18 protein-coding genes and 1 tRNA gene are annotated in these 19,082 nt (G+C 71.1%); 10 read left to right on the top strand and 9 right to left on the bottom strand.

The genetic code is table 11. From position 1 onward, the window contains the following. Window positions 1-2: 2 nt before the first annotated feature. The 4 genes from ACFZA0_RS01130 to ACFZA0_RS01115 all read left to right on the top strand — a co-directional run bounded on the left by ACFZA0_RS01130 (window position 3) and on the right by ACFZA0_RS01115 (window position 4,072). Window positions 3-1,166: an acyl-CoA dehydrogenase family protein gene (locus tag ACFZA0_RS01130; RefSeq protein WP_391009238.1), complete on the top strand. Its 1,164-nt coding sequence runs from the start codon at window positions 3-5 to the stop codon at window positions 1,164-1,166. 146 nt (window positions 1,167-1,312) lie between these two features. Next, window positions 1,313-2,359, top strand: a complete 1,047-nt coding sequence (locus ACFZA0_RS01125; protein ID WP_391009235.1) for an ABC transporter substrate-binding protein — start codon at window positions 1,313-1,315, stop codon at window positions 2,357-2,359. A gap of 101 nt (window positions 2,360-2,460) precedes the next feature. Then, on the top strand, window positions 2,461-3,018 hold the full coding sequence (locus tag ACFZA0_RS01120; RefSeq protein ID WP_391009232.1) for a GNAT family N-acetyltransferase: 558 nt from the start codon (window positions 2,461-2,463) through the stop codon (window positions 3,016-3,018). A 130-nt stretch (window positions 3,019-3,148) separates the two neighbouring features. Continuing rightward, window positions 3,149-4,072 (top strand): DUF4429 domain-containing protein, encoded by a 924-nt coding sequence (locus ACFZA0_RS01115; RefSeq protein ID WP_391009229.1) that lies wholly within the window; start codon window positions 3,149-3,151, stop codon window positions 4,070-4,072. A gap of 109 nt (window positions 4,073-4,181) precedes the next feature. Here the strand turns inward: ACFZA0_RS01115 and ACFZA0_RS01110 are convergent, their stop codons facing one another. Further along, window positions 4,182-5,759, bottom strand: a complete 1,578-nt coding sequence (locus ACFZA0_RS01110; RefSeq protein WP_391009226.1) for a fibronectin type III domain-containing protein — start codon at window positions 5,757-5,759, stop codon at window positions 4,182-4,184. Between the two features lie 165 nt (window positions 5,760-5,924). Between ACFZA0_RS01110 and ACFZA0_RS01105 the strand changes: the two genes are divergently transcribed. Continuing rightward, window positions 5,925-6,182, top strand: a complete 258-nt coding sequence (locus ACFZA0_RS01105) for a hypothetical protein (RefSeq protein ID WP_391009223.1) — start codon at window positions 5,925-5,927, stop codon at window positions 6,180-6,182. Window positions 6,183-6,259: 77 nt separating this feature from the next. Then, window positions 6,260-8,077, top strand: a complete 1,818-nt coding sequence (gene glmS / locus ACFZA0_RS01100) for a glutamine--fructose-6-phosphate transaminase (isomerizing) (protein ID WP_391009220.1) — start codon at window positions 6,260-6,262, stop codon at window positions 8,075-8,077. Window positions 8,078-8,267: 190 nt separating this feature from the next. Here the strand turns inward: glmS and ACFZA0_RS01095 are convergent, their stop codons facing one another. Together ACFZA0_RS01095 and ACFZA0_RS01090 are read right to left on the bottom strand one after the other, a co-directional pair. Further along, window positions 8,268-8,840, bottom strand: a complete 573-nt coding sequence (locus ACFZA0_RS01095) for a GPR1/FUN34/YaaH family transporter (RefSeq protein WP_391009217.1) — start codon at window positions 8,838-8,840, stop codon at window positions 8,268-8,270. A gap of 258 nt (window positions 8,841-9,098) precedes the next feature. Further along, entirely contained in the window at window positions 9,099-9,626 is a 528-nt protein-coding gene (locus ACFZA0_RS01090) for a universal stress protein (protein ID WP_391009214.1), read from the bottom strand. Window positions 9,627-10,202: 576 nt separating this feature from the next. Here ACFZA0_RS01090 and ACFZA0_RS01085 point away from each other — a divergent pair. The 4 genes from ACFZA0_RS01085 to ACFZA0_RS01070 all read left to right on the top strand — a co-directional run bounded on the left by ACFZA0_RS01085 (window position 10,203) and on the right by ACFZA0_RS01070 (window position 13,063). Beyond that, entirely contained in the window at window positions 10,203-10,490 is a 288-nt protein-coding gene (locus tag ACFZA0_RS01085) for a hypothetical protein (RefSeq protein ID WP_391011754.1), read from the top strand. 378 nt (window positions 10,491-10,868) lie between these two features. Next, a complete protein-coding gene (locus ACFZA0_RS01080) occupies window positions 10,869-12,119 on the top strand; it encodes a helix-turn-helix domain-containing protein (RefSeq protein ID WP_391009211.1) in 1,251 nt (416 codons plus the stop codon). A 139-nt stretch (window positions 12,120-12,258) separates the two neighbouring features. Beyond that, on the top strand, window positions 12,259-12,861 hold the full coding sequence (gene orn / locus ACFZA0_RS01075; protein WP_391009208.1) for an oligoribonuclease: 603 nt from the start codon (window positions 12,259-12,261) through the stop codon (window positions 12,859-12,861). Window positions 12,862-12,990: 129 nt separating this feature from the next. Beyond that, window positions 12,991-13,063 (top strand) — tRNA-His (locus ACFZA0_RS01070). 71 nt (window positions 13,064-13,134) lie between these two features. On the opposite strand, the gene ACFZA0_RS01065 is transcribed toward ACFZA0_RS01070, so the two are convergent. From ACFZA0_RS01065 to ACFZA0_RS01040, 6 genes are all read right to left on the bottom strand, one after another. Continuing rightward, a complete protein-coding gene (locus tag ACFZA0_RS01065; RefSeq protein WP_391009205.1) occupies window positions 13,135-13,635 on the bottom strand; it encodes a hypothetical protein in 501 nt (166 codons plus the stop codon). A gap of 61 nt (window positions 13,636-13,696) precedes the next feature. Further along, entirely contained in the window at window positions 13,697-14,137 is a 441-nt protein-coding gene (locus ACFZA0_RS01060; RefSeq protein WP_391009202.1) for a hypothetical protein, read from the bottom strand. A 108-nt stretch (window positions 14,138-14,245) separates the two neighbouring features. After that, the gene (locus tag ACFZA0_RS01055; RefSeq protein ID WP_391009199.1) at window positions 14,246-15,553 is read right to left on the bottom strand and encodes a hypothetical protein; all 1,308 of its coding nucleotides are present in this window, start codon (window positions 15,551-15,553) and stop codon (window positions 14,246-14,248) included. A 68-nt stretch (window positions 15,554-15,621) separates the two neighbouring features. Beyond that, the gene (locus tag ACFZA0_RS01050) at window positions 15,622-16,026 is read right to left on the bottom strand and encodes a hypothetical protein (RefSeq protein WP_391009196.1); all 405 of its coding nucleotides are present in this window, start codon (window positions 16,024-16,026) and stop codon (window positions 15,622-15,624) included. Between the two features lie 222 nt (window positions 16,027-16,248). After that, entirely contained in the window at window positions 16,249-16,602 is a 354-nt protein-coding gene (locus ACFZA0_RS01045; RefSeq protein ID WP_391009193.1) for a DUF4333 domain-containing protein, read from the bottom strand. A 789-nt stretch (window positions 16,603-17,391) separates the two neighbouring features. Next, window positions 17,392-18,843 carry a GH1 family beta-glucosidase gene (locus ACFZA0_RS01040; RefSeq protein ID WP_391009190.1) on the bottom strand — a complete coding sequence of 484 codons (1,452 nt, stop codon included), beginning with the start codon at window positions 18,841-18,843 and terminating at the stop codon, window positions 17,392-17,394. Between the last annotated feature and the right edge of the window lie 239 nt (window positions 18,844-19,082).

Below are 19,082 nucleotides of genomic sequence, written 5' to 3'. Positions count from 1 at the left end.
CCATGGACCACCGCCTCACCCCCGAGCTCGCCGAACTCCGCCGCACCGTCGAGGAGTTCGCGCACGACGTGGTCGCCCCGAAGATCGGCGACCTCTACGAGCGGCACGAGTTCCCGTACGAGATCGTCCGCGAGATGGGCCGGATGGGCCTGTTCGGGCTGCCGTTCCCCGAGGAGTACGGCGGTATGGGCGGCGACTACTTCGCACTCGGCATCGCGCTGGAGGAGCTCGCCCGGGTCGACTCGTCGGTCGCGATCACCCTGGAGGCGGGCGTCTCGCTGGGCGCGATGCCGCTGCACCTGTTCGGCACGGAGGAGCAGAAGCGCGAGTGGCTGCCTCGGCTGTGCGCGGGCGAGATCCTGGGCGCGTTCGGCCTGACCGAACCGGACGGCGGCTCCGACGCGGGCGCCACCCGCACCACGGCCCGCCTGGACACCGCCACCGACGAGTGGGTGATCAACGGCGGCAAGTGCTTCATCACCAACTCGGGCACCGACATCACCGGCCTGGTGACGGTCACGGCGGTCACCGGCCGCAAGCCCGACGGCAGGCCGCTCATCTCCGCGATCGTCGTGCCGTCCGGCACCCCCGGCTTCACCGTCGCCGCCCCGTACTCGAAGGTCGGCTGGAACGCCTCGGACACCCGCGAGCTGTCCTTCAGCGACGTGCGCGTACCGGCCGCGAACCTGCTGGGCGAGGAGGGCCGCGGGTACGCGCAGTTCCTGCGCATCCTCGACGAGGGCCGCATCGCCATCGCCGCGCTGGCCACGGGTCTCGCGCAGGGCTGCGTGGACGAGTCGGTGTCCTACGCGAAGGAACGGCACGCGTTCGGCCGTCCGATCGGCGCGAACCAGGCGGTCCAGTTCAAGATCGCGGACATGGAGATGAAGGCCCACACCTCCCGCCTGTCCTGGTACGACGCGGCGTCCCGGCTCGTCACGGGCGAACCCTTCAAGAAGCAGGCCGCGCTCGCGAAGCTGTACTCGTCGACGATCGCGGTGGACAACGCCCGCGACGCCACGCAGATCCACGGCGGCTACGGCTTCATGAACGAGTACCCGGTGGCCCGCATGTGGCGCGACTCCAAGATCCTGGAGATCGGCGAGGGCACGAGCGAGGTGCAACGGATGCTGATCGCCCGGGAGTTGGGCCTGCCGACGGGCTGAAGGGCCCGTCACCGCGTCCGCGACGCCCACCGGCGCCCCGCTCTCCCGCGATCACCAGGTGAGGTTAGGTTAGGTTAACCTAAACCGCCGCGCGGCCCTCACGCCGCGCGCCTCTCCTCACCGTCAGACGAAAGCGGAGCAGCGCCATGCCCAAGTCCGGTCCCGCCTCCCCCACCCGACGCGGCGTTCTGGCCGCGGCCGGCGCGACAGGCCTCGGCGCGGCGCTCGCCGCCTGCGGCGGGAACGACGACAACACGGCCGGCTCCGGCTCGACGGCGGCGGCCGGGTCCGGCTCCTGGACCTTCAAGGACGACCGCGGCACCGCGGTGAGGGCCGGCCACGTCCCCTCGGACATCGTCGCGTTCGTGGGTGTCGCGGCCGCCCTGCACGACTACGGCGTGGGCGTGAAGGGCGTGTTCGGCCCGACCACCACCAAGGACGGCAAGGCCGACGTGCAGGCCGGCGACATGGACGTCAGCAAGCTGACCGTACTGGGCAACGCCTGGGGCCAGTTCAACATCGAGAAGTACGCGGCCCTCGCGCCCGACCTCCTCGTCAGCACGATGTTCGACGACCGGGGCACCCTCTGGTACGTGCCGGAGGAGTCGAAGAAGAAGATCCTCGCCGTCGGCGCCCCGACCGTCGGCCTGTCCGTCTACGACCGGCAGTTGACCGAGCCGCTCCAGCGGATGCTGGCGCTCGCGGACTCCCTCGGCGGCGACGTGACGTCGGCTCCGGTCACGGCGGCGAAGAAGCGCTTCGAGGACGCGGCGGCCCGGCTGCGCGCGGCCGCGAAGGCGAAGCCCGACATCAAGGTGCTGGCGGGCTCGGCGGCCGACACGATCTTCTACGTCTCGGGCACCGACCTCTCCGTCGACCTGGAGTACTTCAAGGCCCTCGGCGTGAACTTCGTCGAGCCGACGGACAAGGACAAGACCGCGAGCGGCGGCTGGTACGAGAGCCTGAGCTGGGAGAACGCGGACAAGTACCCGGCGGACGTCATCATGATGGACAACCGCACCTCGGCCGTCCAGCCCGCCGACATCACCGAGGGCACCTGGAAGAAGCTGCCCGCCGTCCGGGCCGGCCAGGTCGTCGCCCGCAATCCGGAGCCGATCCTGTCCTACGACAAGTGCGCGCCGCTCCTGGAGGACCTGGCGAAGGCGATCGAGGACGCCCGGAAGGTCTCCTGACCCCGGCCGCCCACCCGACTCGACTTAGGTTAGGCTAACCTAAGTTGAGTCGTCGTGATCGTGACGGCCCGTCCGCACGGACAGCCAGCTGGAGGACCCGTATGAGCACCATCACCCGCCGCGGCCGCCTCGCCTTCCGCGCCTTCGACCCGCTGCGGGACGCGGAGTTGCTGCACGGCTGGGTCACCGATCCCGGGGCGTCCTTCCGGACGATGCGCAACGCGAGACTCCAGGACGTCGAACGCGCGTACATGGCCGTCGCGGCGAGCGAGCACCGCCACGCGTGGCTGGGTCTGCACGACGGACTGCCCGCCTTCCTCATGGAGACGTACGACCCGCGGTACACCGAACCGGGCGGCCCGTACGCGCCCGAGCCGGGTGACATCGGCGTGCGGCTGCTCGTCGCACCGCCGCACGCGTCGTCGTACGGCTTCGCGCGGGCGGTCGTCGCCGCGGTCCTCGAACGGCTCTTCGCCGACCCGGGCACCGCCCGCGTCGTCGTCGACCAGGACGTGCAGGACACGGTCGCCGAGGCGCTCGACGAGAGCGTCGGCTTCGCACTCGTGCGCGAGATCCGCACGGCGGAGCGGCGCAGCCTGCTGAGCCTGTGCACGCACGAGCGGTACGCGGCCGCCTCACGGCCCCGCCGGGCCGCCTGAGACCGGCGGGCACCCCGGCAAACGGTCCCTGCCGGGGCGCCCGCCCACCTCCCCTCCCGCCCAACAGCCGTGCGAGGCACGCGCGTTCGCGGGGCGGCCGGCCCTTGCGCTCCGGTGGAACAATCCCCCCATGGCGGAAATCATCCAGCGGGACGGCACCTGGGTCTTCGACGGTGACGCCCTGCGGCTCACCCCCGGACGGGACAAGAACGTCAGCGTGCTCCGCCGGACGCTGGGTGAACTCGTGGTCCCGCTCGGGGCGTTGGCGGGCATCTCGTTCGAGCAGGGCAAGAAGTCCGGCCGCCTGCGGCTGCGGCTGCGCGACGGCGCCGACCCGCTGCTGCACGCGACGGGCGGCCGGCTCACCGAACCGCACGACCCGTACCTCCTCGCGGTGGACTCCGACCGCTACGGCGTCGCCGAGTACTTCGCCGACGAGGTGCGCAACTCCCTGCTGCTCGACGAGGTGCCGGCCGACCCGGTCGACGCCTTCCTGCTGCCGGGGCCGGCCGTCCCGCTGTCGGTGTCGGCCGGTGACGGCACGGCGGTCTTCGACGGCGAACGGGTGCGCCTGGAGTGGAACTGGAAGACGGAGGACGCCAAGTCCCTGGCCGGCGCCCGCACCCTGGCCCTGTCCGACATCCTCGCCGTGGAGTGGCGCCCCTCCGCCGGGCTGGAGAACGGCTGGCTGCGCTTCACGGTGCGGGGCGCGTCCCCGCGGGTGCCCGCGAAGTACGACCCCAACGCGGTGGAACTGTGGGGCTTCAAGAAGGACCCGCTGATGGCCCTGCTCGCGGCGGCCGTGCAGGTGCGCCTCCCCCACCCCTCGGCCTCCGCCGCACGCGAACCGGCGGACGGTGCACCGCGGTTGCCGCCCCCGCGGACCGGTCCGTCCGGCACGGACCCGGCCCCCGGAGCGCCGCGGGCCGCCGAGGACACGCACGACGCGCTGCTGCGCCGGCTGCGGGAGCTGGGCGAGCTGCGCGGCTCCGGGGTGCTCACCGAGGAGGAGTTCGCGCACGCCAAACGGGCGGTCCTCAAGCGGATGGAGTGAACTCCGGCCGCCCGGGAACCGCCCGTCGTGAACCCCCTCGTCCGCGCACCGCCGGCGCGTCCGCGAGGACCGCGCGCCGACAGGGCGTCGAACAGGGCGTCGGCCAGGGCTACTTGGCCTTGCGCGAGACGATGAAGTGGTCGACCTGGGCGCCCGTCTCGGCGATGCCGCGCACCTTCAGGGTGGCCTGGCGGCCCTTCGACGCGGGAGTGACGTCGACCCGCAGGAAGGAGTAGTTCAGGTACCGCACGCGGGACCAGGCGACCGTCTCGTTCTGCTTGGCGCCGTCGGCCAGGCAGACGAACGCGGCGACCTCGTTGTTGTCCTTCTCGTGGCCCTCGTAGCTCTGGTCGGCGCTGAAGCCGTACAGGCTGCGGCCGGCCGCGCCCGCCGTCACGTAGACGACGCCGTCGGTCTCCGGGTACGCGGTGCCGCCGATCGGCAGCTCCTTGGAGACGGCGTTCTTCTTGATGACGTCGGTGCGCTCGTACACGTGGTTGTGGCCGTTGATGACCAGGTCCACGGTGTACTTCTCGAACAGCGGCACCCACTCGTTGCGCACGCCGCCCTCGGAGGAGTGCGTCGTCGAGGTGCAGTAGGCGCAGTGGTGGAAGAAGACGACGACGAAGTCGACGTTCTTCGAGGCGCGGAACTTCTTGAGCTGCGCCTCCAGCCACTTGGTCTGCGTGCCGCCCGAGATGCCGAGGTTGGCCGGGATCTCGAAGGAGATGTCGTTGGCGTCCAGCGAGATGACCGCCGTGTTGCCGTAGACGAAGGAGTAGACGCCGGGCAGGTTCTTCCTGTCCGGGCCGTTGTCCGGGAGCAGCCAGCGGGCCTCCTCGCCGCCGTAGCCGTTGGGCGAGTACCAGGCCTCCATGTCGTGGTTGCCGTAACTCACCATCCACGGGACCTGCTTGGCGACCGACTCGGTCTGGTACAGGAACTGGTCCCAGGTGCGCGCGTCGTACCCGGTGTCCGAGGTGACGCCCGCGCCGGACGGGTCGCCGTAGGCGATGTCACCGGCGTGCAGGTGGAAGGCCGGGTTCTGGCCGAGGATCAGCGCGTCGTTGGCGAGGCCGTGGTAGCTGACGCCCTGGTCGCCGAAGGCCGTGAAGGTGAACGCCTCGGACTTGCCGGGAGCGGTGGTGAAGGTGCCGAGCGTGCCCAGCAGGTGGTGGTCGGCCGGGTCGAAGCCCTCGTGGCCCACGCCGTAGTAGTACGTCTTGCCGGGGCGCAGGTTGCTGAGCTTGGCGTGCAGGTAGTACTGGGTGTAGTCGGCGCTGGCGCCGACACCGGCCGGCGTGTAGAGCGAGGTCAGCTCCGCGTCGATCTTGCGGGAGAGGTCGAGCGGGCTGGCACCGATGCGGATGAAGGGCTTCTTCACGGCGACCGGCACCTGCCAGGAGACGGTCATCTCCGTGCTGGCGTCGTTGCCGTAGGCGAGGTGGCGGCCGAACGGCGCGACGAGCGAGCCGTCGACGGCCGCCGAGGAGGAGGGGGACGACGTCTTGGAGGACGACGTCTGCGTGGCGGCCTGGGCCGCGCCGGGCACGAACGCGCCACCCACGACGGCGCCGAGGGTGACGGCGCCGCCCCTGACCATCGTGCGCCGCGAGAACTTGGAGCGCAGGTACTCGTGCTGCTCGGCCATGCTCATCTTGTCGGCGAGCTGGTCGGGTACGCCCATACGAGGAATGTCCATGGCGTCTGAAACTCGTCTCCCCAGGCAACGGCACCCCGGATGGAAGGTGGACGGCTTGCGAACAACGGCCCATAAGAATTCCAACAGCATCTTGCCCGATATCGGGCAGATTTCTTGCCAAAACACCCGGGGTACTCCAGGATCGACCGAGTGCACGACGAACTGGTCGATCATCTGACGCAATCCTCACCCCTGAGCCGGGGCGAGGCGCAGCGCGTGATCCAGGAGGTGCTCGCCTACTTCGACGAGACCACCGAGGAGTACGTCCGCCGCCGCCACCGGGAACTGCAGGCCAGGGGGCTGGTGAACGCGACGATCTTCGAACAGGTCGAGGGGGAACTGAAGCACCGCGCGGTGACACCGCCGGAGCTGTCGCTGCGTCAGCTGCGGCGCATCGTCTACGGCTGACACGGCCGAGCGCCCGTCGGCACCGCGGACCTCGCGAGCACCACCACCAGACCCGAGCCGGGAACAAGGGGACACACATGTGCGGAATCGTCGGATACGTGGGCAGGCGCGACGTCGCCCCCCTGCTCCTGGAGGGTCTCCAGCGACTGGAGTACCGGGGGTACGACTCCGCCGGCATCGCCGTGACGTCCCCGAAGGCGACCGCGCTGAAGACGGTCAAGGCCAAGGGCCGCGTCCGTGACCTGGAGGCCAAGGTCCCCGCCCGCTTCAAGGGCACCACCGGTATCGCGCACACCCGTTGGGCCACCCACGGCGCCCCCTCCGACCTGAACGCCCACCCGCACCTGGACGGCGAGGGCAAGGTCGCCGTCGTCCACAACGGCATCATCGACAACGCGGGCGACCTGCGCCGCAAGCTGGAGGCCGAGGGCGTCGTCTTCCTCAGCGAGACCGACACCGAGGTGCTGACCCACCTCGTCGGCCGCTCCCCCGCCGAGACGCTGGAGGAGAAGGTCCGCGACGCCCTGCGCTCGGTCGAGGGCACGTACGGCATCGCCGTCCTGCACGCCGACTTCCCCGACCGCATCGTCGTCGCCCGCAACGGCTCCCCGGTGGTGCTGGGCATCGGCGAGAAGGAGATGTTCGTCGCCTCCGACGTGGCCGCGCTGGTCACCCACACCCGCCAGATCGTCACCCTCGACGACGGCGAGATGGCCACCCTGAAGGCCGACGACTTCCGCACCTACACCACCGAGGGCACCCGCACCACGTCCGAGCCGACCACCGTGGAGTGGGAGGCCGAGTCGTACGACATGGGCGGCCACGACACGTACATGCACAAGGAGATCCACGAGCAGGCCGAGGCCGTGGACCGGGTGCTGCGCGGGCGCATCGACGACCGGTTCTCCACCGTGCACCTCGGCGGCCTGAACCTCGACGCCCGGGACGCGCGCGCGGTGCGCCGCGTGAAGATCCTCGGCTGCGGCACCTCGTACCACGCGGGCATGATCGGCGCCCAGATGATAGAAGAGCTGGCCCGCATCCCCGCGGACGCCGAGCCCGCCTCCGAGTTCCGCTACCGCAACGCGGTCGTCGACCCCGACACGCTGTACGTGGCGGTGTCCCAGTCCGGCGAGACCTACGACGTGCTCGCCGCGGTGCAGGAACTGAAGCGCAAGGGCGCCCGGGTGCTGGGCATCGTCAACGTCGTCGGCTCGGCGATCGCCCGCGAGGCCGACGGCGGCATGTACGTGCACGCGGGGCCCGAGGTCTGCGTCGTGTCCACCAAGTGCTTCACCAACACCACGGTCGCCTTCGCCCTGCTGGCACTGCACCTGGGCCGCACCCGCGACCTGTCGGTGCGCGACGGCAAGCGGATCATCGAGGGCCTGCGCCGGCTGCCCGGCCAGATCACCGAGATCCTGGAGCAGGAGGACGACATCAAGAAGCTGGCCGAGCAGTACGCCCAGGCCCGCTCGATGCTGTTCATCGGCCGCGTGCGCGGCTACCCGGTGGCCCGCGAGGCGTCGCTGAAGCTCAAGGAGGTCTCGTACATCCACGCCGAGGCCTACCCGGCGTCCGAGCTGAAGCACGGCCCGCTGGCCCTGATCGAGCCGGCCCTGCCGACGGTCGCGATCGTGCCGGACGACGACCTGCTGGAGAAGAACCGCGCCGCCCTGGAGGAGATCAAGGCCCGCAGCGGCCCGATCCTCGCCGTGGCGCACCGCGAGCAGGAGAAGGCGGACCGCACGATCGTGGTCCCGAAGAACGAGGACGAACTGGACCCCATCCTCATGGGCATCCCGCTCCAACTCCTCGCGTACCACACGGCGTTGGCCCTGGGCCGCGACATCGACAAGCCGCGCAACCTGGCCAAGTCGGTGACGGTGGAGTAGTCCTGACGGACTCTCACCGAAGTGGGTCAACGGGCTTGTGCAAGGCCCCGGTTGAGCCCGCCCCCGAACGCGAGCGACCCCCCGTGCGCCACCAGCACGGGGGGTCGCTCTTCGAAGGCCGGGGCCGCCCTCGGGTCCGCGTCCGGTGCGTGCCGGTGGCGCGGGCCGTCCGTCCCCGGCCGCGGCTGCCTCAGCCGGTGGCCGTCACCCGCCGGCGGGCAGCACGTCGTGGGGCCGTGGTGGGCCAGTGCGCGAGGGCCGCCGTCGCGGCGTACCAGGCCACCGCGCCGGAGGCGACGGCCACCCAGCCGCCGGTCTTCGCGAGCGTGCCGCTGTCCGCGAAGCGGCCGAGCGCCAGCAGCAGGAACGCCAGGAAGAGCAGCCCGTAGGTGCCCTGGCCGAGCAGGTCGCCGCCGGTGACCGTCAGGGTGAGCGCGACGAGCGCGAACAGGAGCAGGAACAGCCCCGCCGCGTTGTCCGAGACGGCCGCCCCGGCCGACACGGCCCAGGTGAACCAGAGGGCGCCGATCACGGTGTACGCCGTACCGGCGGCGGTGTCGCGGTCGCGGAACGCCAGCAGGCCGACCGCGAACAGGGCGACTCCGCCCACGTAATGGGCGAGCGGGACGGCGTCGGCCGGCGTGAGGCCGTCGACGACACCGGTGTACCCGAGGCCGAAGGCCAGCAGGGTGAGAGCGAGGGTGAGTCGGCCGGCGGCCGTGATCGTGCTTGCCGTGCTTCCCGCGGAGACGTCGTTGTCCACAGCGGGCTCCCTTCGTGCGATGCGCAGTTGTGCTGCGGCGGTGTCCGGTCGCGTGGTGGGACCGGCGTCCGGTATATGCCCTTCACAAGGGCACAAACACCCTCTACGCACGAGTAGGTTGACGTGACGGTCCGTCAACCGAAGCGCTGCGGCGGCACGTTGGCGCGACGGGCGGACAACAGGTCCCGCCGCGCGCACGCGTGAGGGGTGCTCCCGGGCGGGAGCACCCCTCACGTACGAAACAGGTCCCGCGCGGCGCTACGGGATGACGATGACGGGCCGCCGGGCCCGCTTGGCGAGCCGGCCGGCGACCGAGCCGAAGATCCGCCCCACGACCCCGTGGGTGGAACCGACGACGATCGCGTCCGCCTCGTACTCGTGGCCGACCTCTTCGAGCTCGTGGCAGATGTCGCCGCCCCGCTCGACGAGGATCCAGGGCACCTCGGCCAGGTACTCCGCACAGGCCAGTTCGAGACCCAGCACTTCTGTGCGGTGGTCCTGCACGTCGACGAAGACCGGCGGCTCGCAGCCCGCCCACACCGTGGTGGGGAGCCTGTTGGCGACATGGACGATGATCAGGCCCGAACGGGCGCGGTGAGCGATGCCGATCGCGTACGCCAAGGCGCGCTCACTGGACGTGGAGCCGTCGAAACCGACGACGACGCCGTGCTTGAAGGCGGGATCGCACGGAGAGCGCAGCTCATCCGCCGCGAGAGGCTCGGCCGCCGTGGGATCGGCGATCGGCCGCTTGCGGTCCGCAGGTTCGAAGAATTCGTGACCGGCCATGGGTGTCTCGGCGTTGTGATCCTCGTGGTGGGGACGACAGATGACGCAAGTGCCGTGCGGAGCTGTGTCCGGGAATCATCTTCCCAACCCCATACCCCCAAGGGTACGGCGGCACGCCTCCTTCGCCCAGTTCCCGTGCACGCTCCGTGGCGGTTCACCGGAGCATGCACGAGGCGCGCCCGTAACGCAATGGCCCATGCCCGTTGCAGGCGGTTTGCACAGGGTTCCCTTACGCCGGGCGAACAGCCGGGCGTACAGGGGTGCGCGGGCCTGCGGGAGGCCGCCACCGGTCCGTTCGGGTACCCCCGGCAGTGACCGCATGATCGAACAGGCGTTGAACCCGGGAGCACGGAAGCCCACTGCCACAGGGAGCACGCCATGCCCGTCACACCCGCCCCCGAGGTCCTCCGGCGGACGCCGGCCCGGGAGACCCCGCCCTCCGAGGCGCACGCGCGCGAGGCCCACCGCCCCGGGGCGCACCCGGACCCGGCACACCCCTCGGCGCCGCACCGGCCCGAGGCGGGCCCGCCGGAAGGCCGCCCGCCCGCCGCGGCACCGCCGGACACCGCGGGCGACGTGGTCCGCTGGGCCGTCTTCAGCTGCTTCCTCGTCCCCGTGGTGCTCGTCGGATACGGTGCCTCCCTCGCCGGCGCCACCGGCACGGCGTTCGGCCTCGCGGCGGTCACCGCCGTCTGCCGGGTGCTGCTGCGGCAGTCCGAGCGGGGCGCGGAACGGCTGCGCGCCGAGGAGCGGGCGCCCCATCGCGGACGGCAGCGGAAGACCGGTTCGGGAACCCACCGCGGCAGCCGTCACGCGAGCCCTTACGGACCGGCCGAGAGTCCGTCCGACGGCCCGGTCGACTGACCGGTTTCCGCACCCCCGTCCGCCTCTTTTCAGCCAACTTCCGGGCACCGGGGATTCCTTGGCCGAACCACCCCCCGCACACCGTTCCACCTGCACCGAATGCCTCCCGGGGAGCTCAGGCACCCTGTGGGGATTGGCCACTGCCACGAGGCGTACTTCCCTGCACGGCCCGCGAGTGCAACGCTTCGTGATCGAATGCTTCACGCCAAGTTGCCATGTCGACAATATGCCGCGTGCTGAACTGGCCACCCGGGCACGGCCGGACACAGTAGATTCGATCTTGACTGTCTTACGGCGGGGGACCCGTGCAGGACCGAGGGGAAACGTGCAGGAGCGACACAGCCGAGGAGCCGCGACCACCGAGGGGGGCTTAGCAGGATGAGCCACGACTCCACTGCCGCGCCGGAAGCCGCAGCCCGGAAACTCTCCGGGCGACGCCGCAAGGAGATCGTCGCGGTGCTGCTGTTCAGCGGCGGTCCCATCTTCGAGAGTTCCATACCGCTGTCGGTGTTCGGCATCGACCGGCAGGACGCCGGCGTGCCCCGCTACCGACTGCTGGTCTGCGCGGGAGAAGAGGGTCCGCTGCGGACCACGGGGGGTCTTGAACTCACCGCGCCCCAGGGCCTGGAGGCGATCTCCCGGGCCGGCACGGTCGTCGTGCCGGCCTGGCGGTCCATCACCTCGCCGCCACCGGTGGAGGCCCTCGACGCGCTGCGCCGCGCGCACGAGGAGGGCGCCCGCATCGTCGGCCTGTGCACCGGCGCGTTCGTCCTCGCCGCCGCCGGGCTGCTCGACGGGCGGCCCGCGACGACCCACTGGATGTACGCGCCGACGCTGGCCAAGCGCTACCCGTCCGTCCACGTGGACCCGCGCGAACTCTTCGTGGACGACGGCGACGTACTGACCTCGGCGGGCACCGCCGCCGGGATCGACCTGTGCCTGCACATCGTGCGGACGGACCACGGCAACGAGGCGGCGGGCGCGCTGGCCCGGCGGCTCGTGGTCCCGCCCCGCCGCAGCGGCGGCCAGGAGCGCTACCTCGACCGGTCTTTACCGGAGGAGATCGGCGCCGACCCGCTCGCCGAGGTCGTCGCCTGGGCCCTGGAGCACCTGCACGAGCAGTTCGACGTGGAGACGCTCGCGGCACGCGCGTACATGAGCCGGCGCACCTTCGACCGGCGGTTCCGCTCGCTGACCGGCAGCGCGCCGTTGCAGTGGCTGATCACCCAGCGGGTGCTCCAGGCGCAGCGGCTGCTGGAGACGTCCGACTACTCGGTCGACGAGGTCGCGGGGCGCTGCGGGTTCCGTTCGCCGGTGGCGCTGCGCGGTCACTTCCGCCGCCAGCTCGGCTCGTCGCCCGCCGCCTACCGGGCCGCGTACCGGGCCCGCAGGCCGCAGGCCGAACGGCCCGGCGACGGTGACGGCGGGCTGGGCGCACCGCTCGGCGCACCGAGCGGGCTGCCGTCGGACGGTCCGGTTCCGCACCAGAGCCGGCGGGCCGCCGCGAGTGCGGTGGGGTCCTCCGGGCACGCTGCCCGCGAGGGCGCGGCGGCCGGCCCCGGAGCGGACCACGGCCGGGACCCGTACCTGGCGACGGGCCGCCTCCAGGGGCTCCAGAACGCCACGTGATCACGGATACGCGCAGGTACCGGGCCCGCGGGGACGCACCTCTCCCCCGCGGGCCCGGTACGTGCGCGGGGCGCGCGGGGAGGCACAAGGTCACGCACGGCCGGTCCGGCTCACGGACGCGCGCCGTAAGGTGAGACGCATGAACGATCGCATGGTGTGGATCGACTGCGAGATGACCGGCCTCTCGCTGTCCGACGACGCTCTCATCGAGGTGGCCGCCCTCGTCACCGACTCCGAGCTGAACGTGCTCGGGGAGGGAGTGGACATCGTCATCCGCCCGCCGGACGCGGCGCTGGAGACGATGCCCGACGTGGTGCGCAAGATGCACACGTCCTCCGGCCTGCTCGACGAGCTGCCCGGCGGCACGACCCTCGCCGACGCCGAGGCCCAGGTCCTCGCCTATGTACGGGAACACGTCAAGGAGGCCGGAAAGGCCCCCCTGTGCGGCAACTCCGTGGGCACCGACCGCGGCTTCCTGCTGCGCGACATGCCGGCGCTGGAGGGCCACCTCCACTACCGGATCGTGGACGTCTCCTCCGTCAAGGAACTGGCCCGCCGCTGGTACCCGCGCGCGTACTTCAACAGCCCGGACAAGAACGGCAACCACCGCGCGCTCGCCGACATCCGCGAGTCGATCGCCGAGCTGCGCTACTACCGCGAGGCCGTCTTCGTGCCGCAGCCGGGCCCCGACTCGGACACCGCGAAGGCGATCGCCGCGAAGTACGTCCTGCCCGCGCAGTAGCCCCCCGGAAGCCGCCCGCGAGGGTGCCGCACCACCCACCGCGAAAGGCGGGCGCGAGCACCCCTCCGGACCCTGTACACTTTTTCTCGGCCGGTCGGAGAAGCGGAAACGTCGAAACCGCCGGACGTGGTGGGTGTAGCTCAGCTGGTAGAGCACCTGGTTGTGGTCCAGGAAGTCGCGGGTTCAAGTCCCGTCACTCACCCTCGAAGGGGAAGCCCCCCGAACAGTGGAAACACTGTTCGGGGGGCTTCTTCGTGCCCGCGCGCCCAGCGCTCAGGGCTTGCCGACGAGCACGCCGCGCCAGGTCCAGCCCGCCCCGAGGACGATGTTCCGCAGAGGGTCGCGCAGCTCCGAGCTGTCGTAGCGGAAAACCTGCGTCGCCGTGCCGCCACCGACCGAGTAGTAACGGGTCACGGTCCGGCTCGGCCCGCGCGTGACCTCGGACGACACCACCATCCTCGGCGGATTCCCGACGCGCCTTACCTCCCGCTGCTCCTCGACGACGCGGACCTCGTGGCTCTCGGCGACCAGGCGCATGCGGATCCTCACCGCGCGGGACATCTGGGAGTCGAGGAAGAGCGCGTGCCAGCGAGGTTCCGTCATCCGCCACTCCGCCACCAGGTCGGCGGTGTCGTCCGCGGGAGCGTCGCGAACGACGTACGGCGCGTCAGAGCGGTTGACGCCGAGCAGCGCCTCCCGCATCCGCGCCGCCGGGACCGCCGCAACGCCCGCTGCGGGGCGCCTCGTACCGTTCAGCTTGTCGAAGAATCCCATGTCCCAGCCTCCGCGGGTCGGATCGGTCGTACAGGAACCGCCACGGACGTGACGTCTGATGTCACGCCCCCGCCGCCGTGTCCGGACGGACGGTACGCACGAACTCCTGGAAGTCGGGCAGGACCACGGGGTGTTGCGTCGAGGTGGCGGTCAACACCAGACGGATCAGCGCCCATTCACTCGGATCGGAGTCGTCCGGCATCGCCAGGTACACCTGCGACTGGACGAGGTCACGGGGCACGCCGCCGACGACACCCGAGACGGTGAGGGTCTGCGTGAGGCCCGGCGCCTCCGCGGAACCGACCTCGCGCCGTACTACGACCTCGACCGCCGTACCGGCCCCGCGCAGACGGGCAACGGATCCGTCGGCGATCTCCGGCAGTGTCGCCGCGTCCGACCGACGGGCGCCGTCAACAGTGATGTTCGCGGCGAATCCGGCATCCGGCTCCGGATGAAGGGCAAGGAACGCCGAACCCGGTGCGCCACCCCGATCAGGGGGCACAGCACGCCAACCGTCCGGGAGCCGAAACGTGATCGGCAAGGGCATGGTCGCTGTCATCGCGGGTCTCCTTCACTGCGGCGTCCGGGCATTGCGGCGGCGGAAATGCTCTCAGAAGATGCCGCCGATGACGTCTCCGACGGCACTCGCCGCATCTCCGACGGTTTTGATCACCTTTCCCGGATTGACACCGAGGTCAAAGCCCACACCGCCACCGAGGCCGGGAGACGCGCCGACCTTGGTCGAAAGCCTCCAAGTGCCGCTCTCATCCTTGCTGACTCCCAGGGTCGCCTCCGCGCCGGGGCCCGCGTAGCCGTCGGCCATGACCCCGGCCTCCAGGCCACCGAGATCCGCTTCTCCGGACACGGAACCCTTCGCGCCCGCGAAAGCCTCCGCGCTCGCGCTCATCCCGTCGGTGCCGGCCTCGGCACCGGCAGCGGCCGAGAGGCCGGCGAGTGCCTCGGTCTTGCCGGTGACGCCGAACGGTCCGGCATAGGCGCTCCCTTCGGCCGAGCTCTCGCCGCCCGCGAGCGCGCTGGACTCACTGCTCAGTCCGTCTTGGCCGACGCTGCCGCTGATGGAACCCTTGACCCCCGCGTATGCCTCGGCTCCACCTTCCAGTTCCATCGGCCCATTGGCCAGTTCGCCCTTCGCGCCCGCGCTGCCGAGGTCCGCGTGCGCTTCCGCCTCGCCCAGTGAGCCCTCGGACCAGTCGGGCCCCGTGGCCGACGCTCCGGCACCGGGACCGGACACCTCGATCTCGGACTGCCAGCCCCCCTTTTTCTCCTTGGCCCTCGCCATGGCCTCTTTGGCCGCCTCGACCTCATAGCTCTTCACGTCGCCTCTGGCCCGGCCGTTGAAGCCGTCGAGGGTGCCGTCGTCGGGAGTGCCGTCGAGCACTACCCGCCCGAGAGCCGTCTTGAGACCGGCGTCGGCGTGGCCGATCTCCTGCACAAACCGGTCGAGATGCAGTTGCCAGGAAGTGACGGCCTTGCTCACGGACCGCTGGTAATCCGGGTCGTGGTGCAGGGCATTGCGCTCGCCGTCGCTCAGCTTCGTGGTGTCGTAGGACACCACTCCCTCTTCGGACACCGCCATCCCGGCCGCGACGGCGTCCTGCCTGGCCGACTTCAGGTTCCCGCGCAGATTCGTGAACTGCGCGTGCGCGTCCCGCAGCAGCGAGGCGACGGACTTGGCTTCGATCTGAGCGTTCTTGTACTCGTTGAGTGTGATGGCGAACCGCCTGTTCGCGGCGTCCGCGCTCAGCCCCGACCAGCCTCGCCCCATGGAGATGTGGAAGACATCCCGCTTGTACGCCGTCTCCTGGGTGTGGAACTTCTTCGCCATGGCATCCCAACTGTCCGCCGCCGTGGTGAGGGCAGACAGCTCGGTCGTCATGATCTCGGCGTAGGTCGGCATGGAATCCCCGTTGCTCTCGACGCGGCGGGCCGGCCCGCGAACCCGGGCAGTCCGCCGAAGCGCCCCGCTCAGTACCCGTCGATCACCGACACCGACCGTGAGTTGGCTCCCACCTCGGTGTCCGTGCTGTGGAACACGTTGTTCGCCGCCCGCAGAGCCGCCTTGTCCGACGAGAGCCGATTCATCAACGTCCTGACCTGCTCGTCCCACGCGGCGTGCGCCCTTTTCAGCGCACCCGATGTGACCCATCCGTCGCGGAACTCCGTGACGGCTCCGCACGTCGGTGCGTTCGCCCAGTCACCCGCCGCACGGGTGTCGGGCTCGATGTGATCCTCAATGGCCTTCGCCGCAGCCTTTTTCTCGGCGGGCGAGGAGGCCAGATCGGGTTGACTGCCGAACCCCGGTGAACCGGTGGAGTCCGTGACGTCACCCGGCAGTTGGTCGAGCCGCGTCCCGACGGACCGTTCCGTCACTTGCCCTCCCGTCCCCTCCGCGCCGTTCCACGGCGCGGGCCTGCGCAGCACCCCGTTCGGGCCGACGAATGAACAACGGCTGCTCGATCAGGTCGCACCATAGCTTTTCACCACAGGGGTCCCGCCCGCTACGACGCGAATCTGCGCCACCGCGGCGCTGAGGTCCATGCCTTCACCAGGACTCGGTCCCTCGCGCGCAACTCGCCCTCGCCGTACGAGATTTCAGCTCGGAGCCGGCGAAGCCGAGTCGTCCGCACGGTAGTCGTAGTTGATGGTGTTCTTGTCGACCGACGTCACCTTGATCGTCACTCCCAGAGTGCTGCCGTCGTCAGCCGTGAGCTTGCACCGTGTGGTCGTCCCGACCTTGCCCCTGAGATCCTCGGGGCAGCTGACGTCCGGCTTCGGCTGCCCGGTTGTCCTGGCCAACTTCTCGGCGACCTGGGCGGCCAATTTCTCCGCTGACAATTTCGGCGTGGACGTTCCGACCTGTACCGAGGCCGAGCAGCCGACGAGGAGCGCGCCGACGGCAACGACGGTGAGGATCGGCGTTGCCGCGGGCGGCCGAGGGGTAGCCATGTGAGCTCCAGGTAGGGGGGCATGACAAGAGGATCAGGAAGCATACTGGGCGAGCGGTTCGTCGGGCACGGCCGGACCGGCCGCTCCCCGGGCGAGGAAGAACGCCGTGTGACCCTCGGCACGGGTCGCGGCGACCGTGCGGGGTGGTCCCTCCGGAGGTCCGGGCGAGGGCGTCAGGCGTTAAGGCAGTCGGTCGTGGGGGCCGACGAGGGGCCATCGACGTAAGGGAGCCAGTCGGTCATGTCGCCCTAACCGTGCCGCCAACTGTGGTTACAGGGCCCGTAGTCGGCGGGTCGGCCGCGATGTGCGAGAACAGAACAGGGCGCCTGGTCGGCACAAGAGCCGACTGAACCGCAGTTCGAGGGCCGGTTCAGCGACCCGGACGGCCGTCGAGGCCGGGATGAACGGGAACCGGCCTACCGAGGGCGTCAGTTCGGGGCCTGCCGAGAATGCCCCGGGCACCGAGAACGGGCAGGGACGGCCCGCCGGTACTTCAGGGCGCGCCTTGGTCGTCCATCGTGACTCCGGCCGCGGACCGTGCCGAACGGCCTGCGGCACAAGGAAGTTGGCGTCGATCCAGGGCGCCGGGCCGGCCCGGGCGGGTGAGTCCGTCCCCTTGGGGACAGGGCGCCGTCGGCGGGTGCCCGCCAAGAGGAGGGGGAGAACCCGGCGATCCCGCCTCCGGCGCGAACATGTCTGGTCGAGCGGCAGCGAGTGACCGCTCGGCGACAGGACCGAGGGGCGCCGCCCAGCCACGGCGGTGCCCCTCGGCGTTCGGTGGGTGCGGGGTCAGTCCTCGCTGTCCGGCAGGGCGTTCCGCTTGATGACGTCCGCGTACCAGCCCGAGCTCGCCTTCGGGATGCGGCGCTGGGTCGAGTAGTCGACGTAGATCGTGCCGAAGCGCTTCGAATAGCCGTAGGACCACTCGAAGTTGTCCATCAGCGACCACAGGAAGTAGCCGCGCACGTCCGCGCCGTCGGCGATGGCGCGGCGGACCGCGTCCAGGTGGCCGTGCAGGTAGGCGATGCGCTGCGGGTCGTTGACGACGCCCTCGGGCGAGATGTAGTCGTCGAAGGCCGCGCCGTTCTCCGTGACCATGAGCGGGAGTTCGGGGTGCGAGGCCGCCAGGTCGGTCAGCAGGCGGTACAGGCCCTGCGGCTCGATCGACCAGTTCATCGCCGTCACACGGTCGTTGGCGAGGTGGAAGGAGACGTCCTCCGCGCCGGGCCACGGGGAGTGCTCGCTCGCGCCGTGGCCGTCGTTGCGGGCGTTGTCCGCGCTCTTGTCTCCCTGCGAAACGACGGTCGGCGAGTAGTAGTTGACGCCGAGGACGTCGATGGGGCGGGAGATCTCGGCCAGGTCGCCGTCGTGGACGAGCTCGCCCCAGTCGACGATGTGCGCGGTGTCCGCGCGCAGGTCCTCGGGGTAGTCGCCGTCCAGGACGGGGCCGGTGAAGACCCGGTTGCCGACGGCGTCGATGCGGCGGGCCGCCTCGACGTCGGCGGGCGCGTCGGTGAGCGGGTTGACCTGGTGCAGGTTGAGGGTGAGGGAGATCTGCGCGCTGTTCGGCAGGACCGAGCGCAGCGCGCCGACGGCGAGGCCGTGGCCCAGGTTGAGGTGGTGGGCGGCGCGCAGCGCGGCGGCCGGGTCGGTGCGGCCGGGGGCGTGCACGCCGGAGCCGTAGCCGAGGAACGCCGAGCACCAGGGCTCGTTGAGGGTGGTCCACACGCCGACCCGGTCGCCGAGGGCCCGGCCCATGATGTCGGCGTACTCGGCGAAGCGGTACGCCGTGTCCCGCTGCGGCCAGCCGCCCGAGTCCTCCAGCTCCTGGGGCAGGTCCCAGTGGTAGAGGGTGGCGACGGGGGTGATGCCGGCGCCCAGCAGTTCGTCGGTGAGCCGGCGGTAGAAGTCGAGGCCGCGCTGGACGGCGGGACCGCGGCCGGTGGGCTGCACCCGCGACCAGGAGACCGAGAAGCGGTACGACTTGAGGCCGAGGTCCTTCATCAGGGCCACGTCGTCGCGGTAGCGGTGGTAGTGGTCGGCGGCGATGTCGCCGGTGTCGCCGTTGAGGACCTTGCCGGGGGTGTGGCTGAAGGTGTCCCAGATCGACGGGGTGCGGCCGTCCGCGGCCGCGGCGCCCTCCACCTGGTAGGCGGCGGTGGCGGCGCCCCAGACGAACCCGGGCGGGAAGGCGGTGTCGGAGACCCGCTGGGCAGTGGTCTCGGGTCGTACGGCGGTCATCGTGAGAGCACTCCCAAGGTGGCGTGTGGAGGAGCCGGGCGGTGGCCCGACGGCCGGGACGGCTGGGTGTCCGGGTGGCGGGGGACGCGGTGGCGGTCCCCCGCCACCCGGACGGCACGGTGGTGTTGGCGGGCGGGCGGCGGCCCGGCGGCCCGTCCCCCGCGGCAGCTGTGCGGAGCCGCGGGGGACGGCGGGCGGGGCGAGTGCGCGCCCGGCACCGGACTGCGGGGCACGGTGTG

The organism is Streptomyces sp. NPDC008150, from assembly GCF_042956945.1.
Lineage (GTDB): Bacteria > Actinomycetota > Actinomycetes > Streptomycetales > Streptomycetaceae > Streptomyces.
The sequence above is the reverse complement of the archived record's forward strand: the minus strand, read 5'-3'. Positions and strand labels throughout refer to the sequence as shown.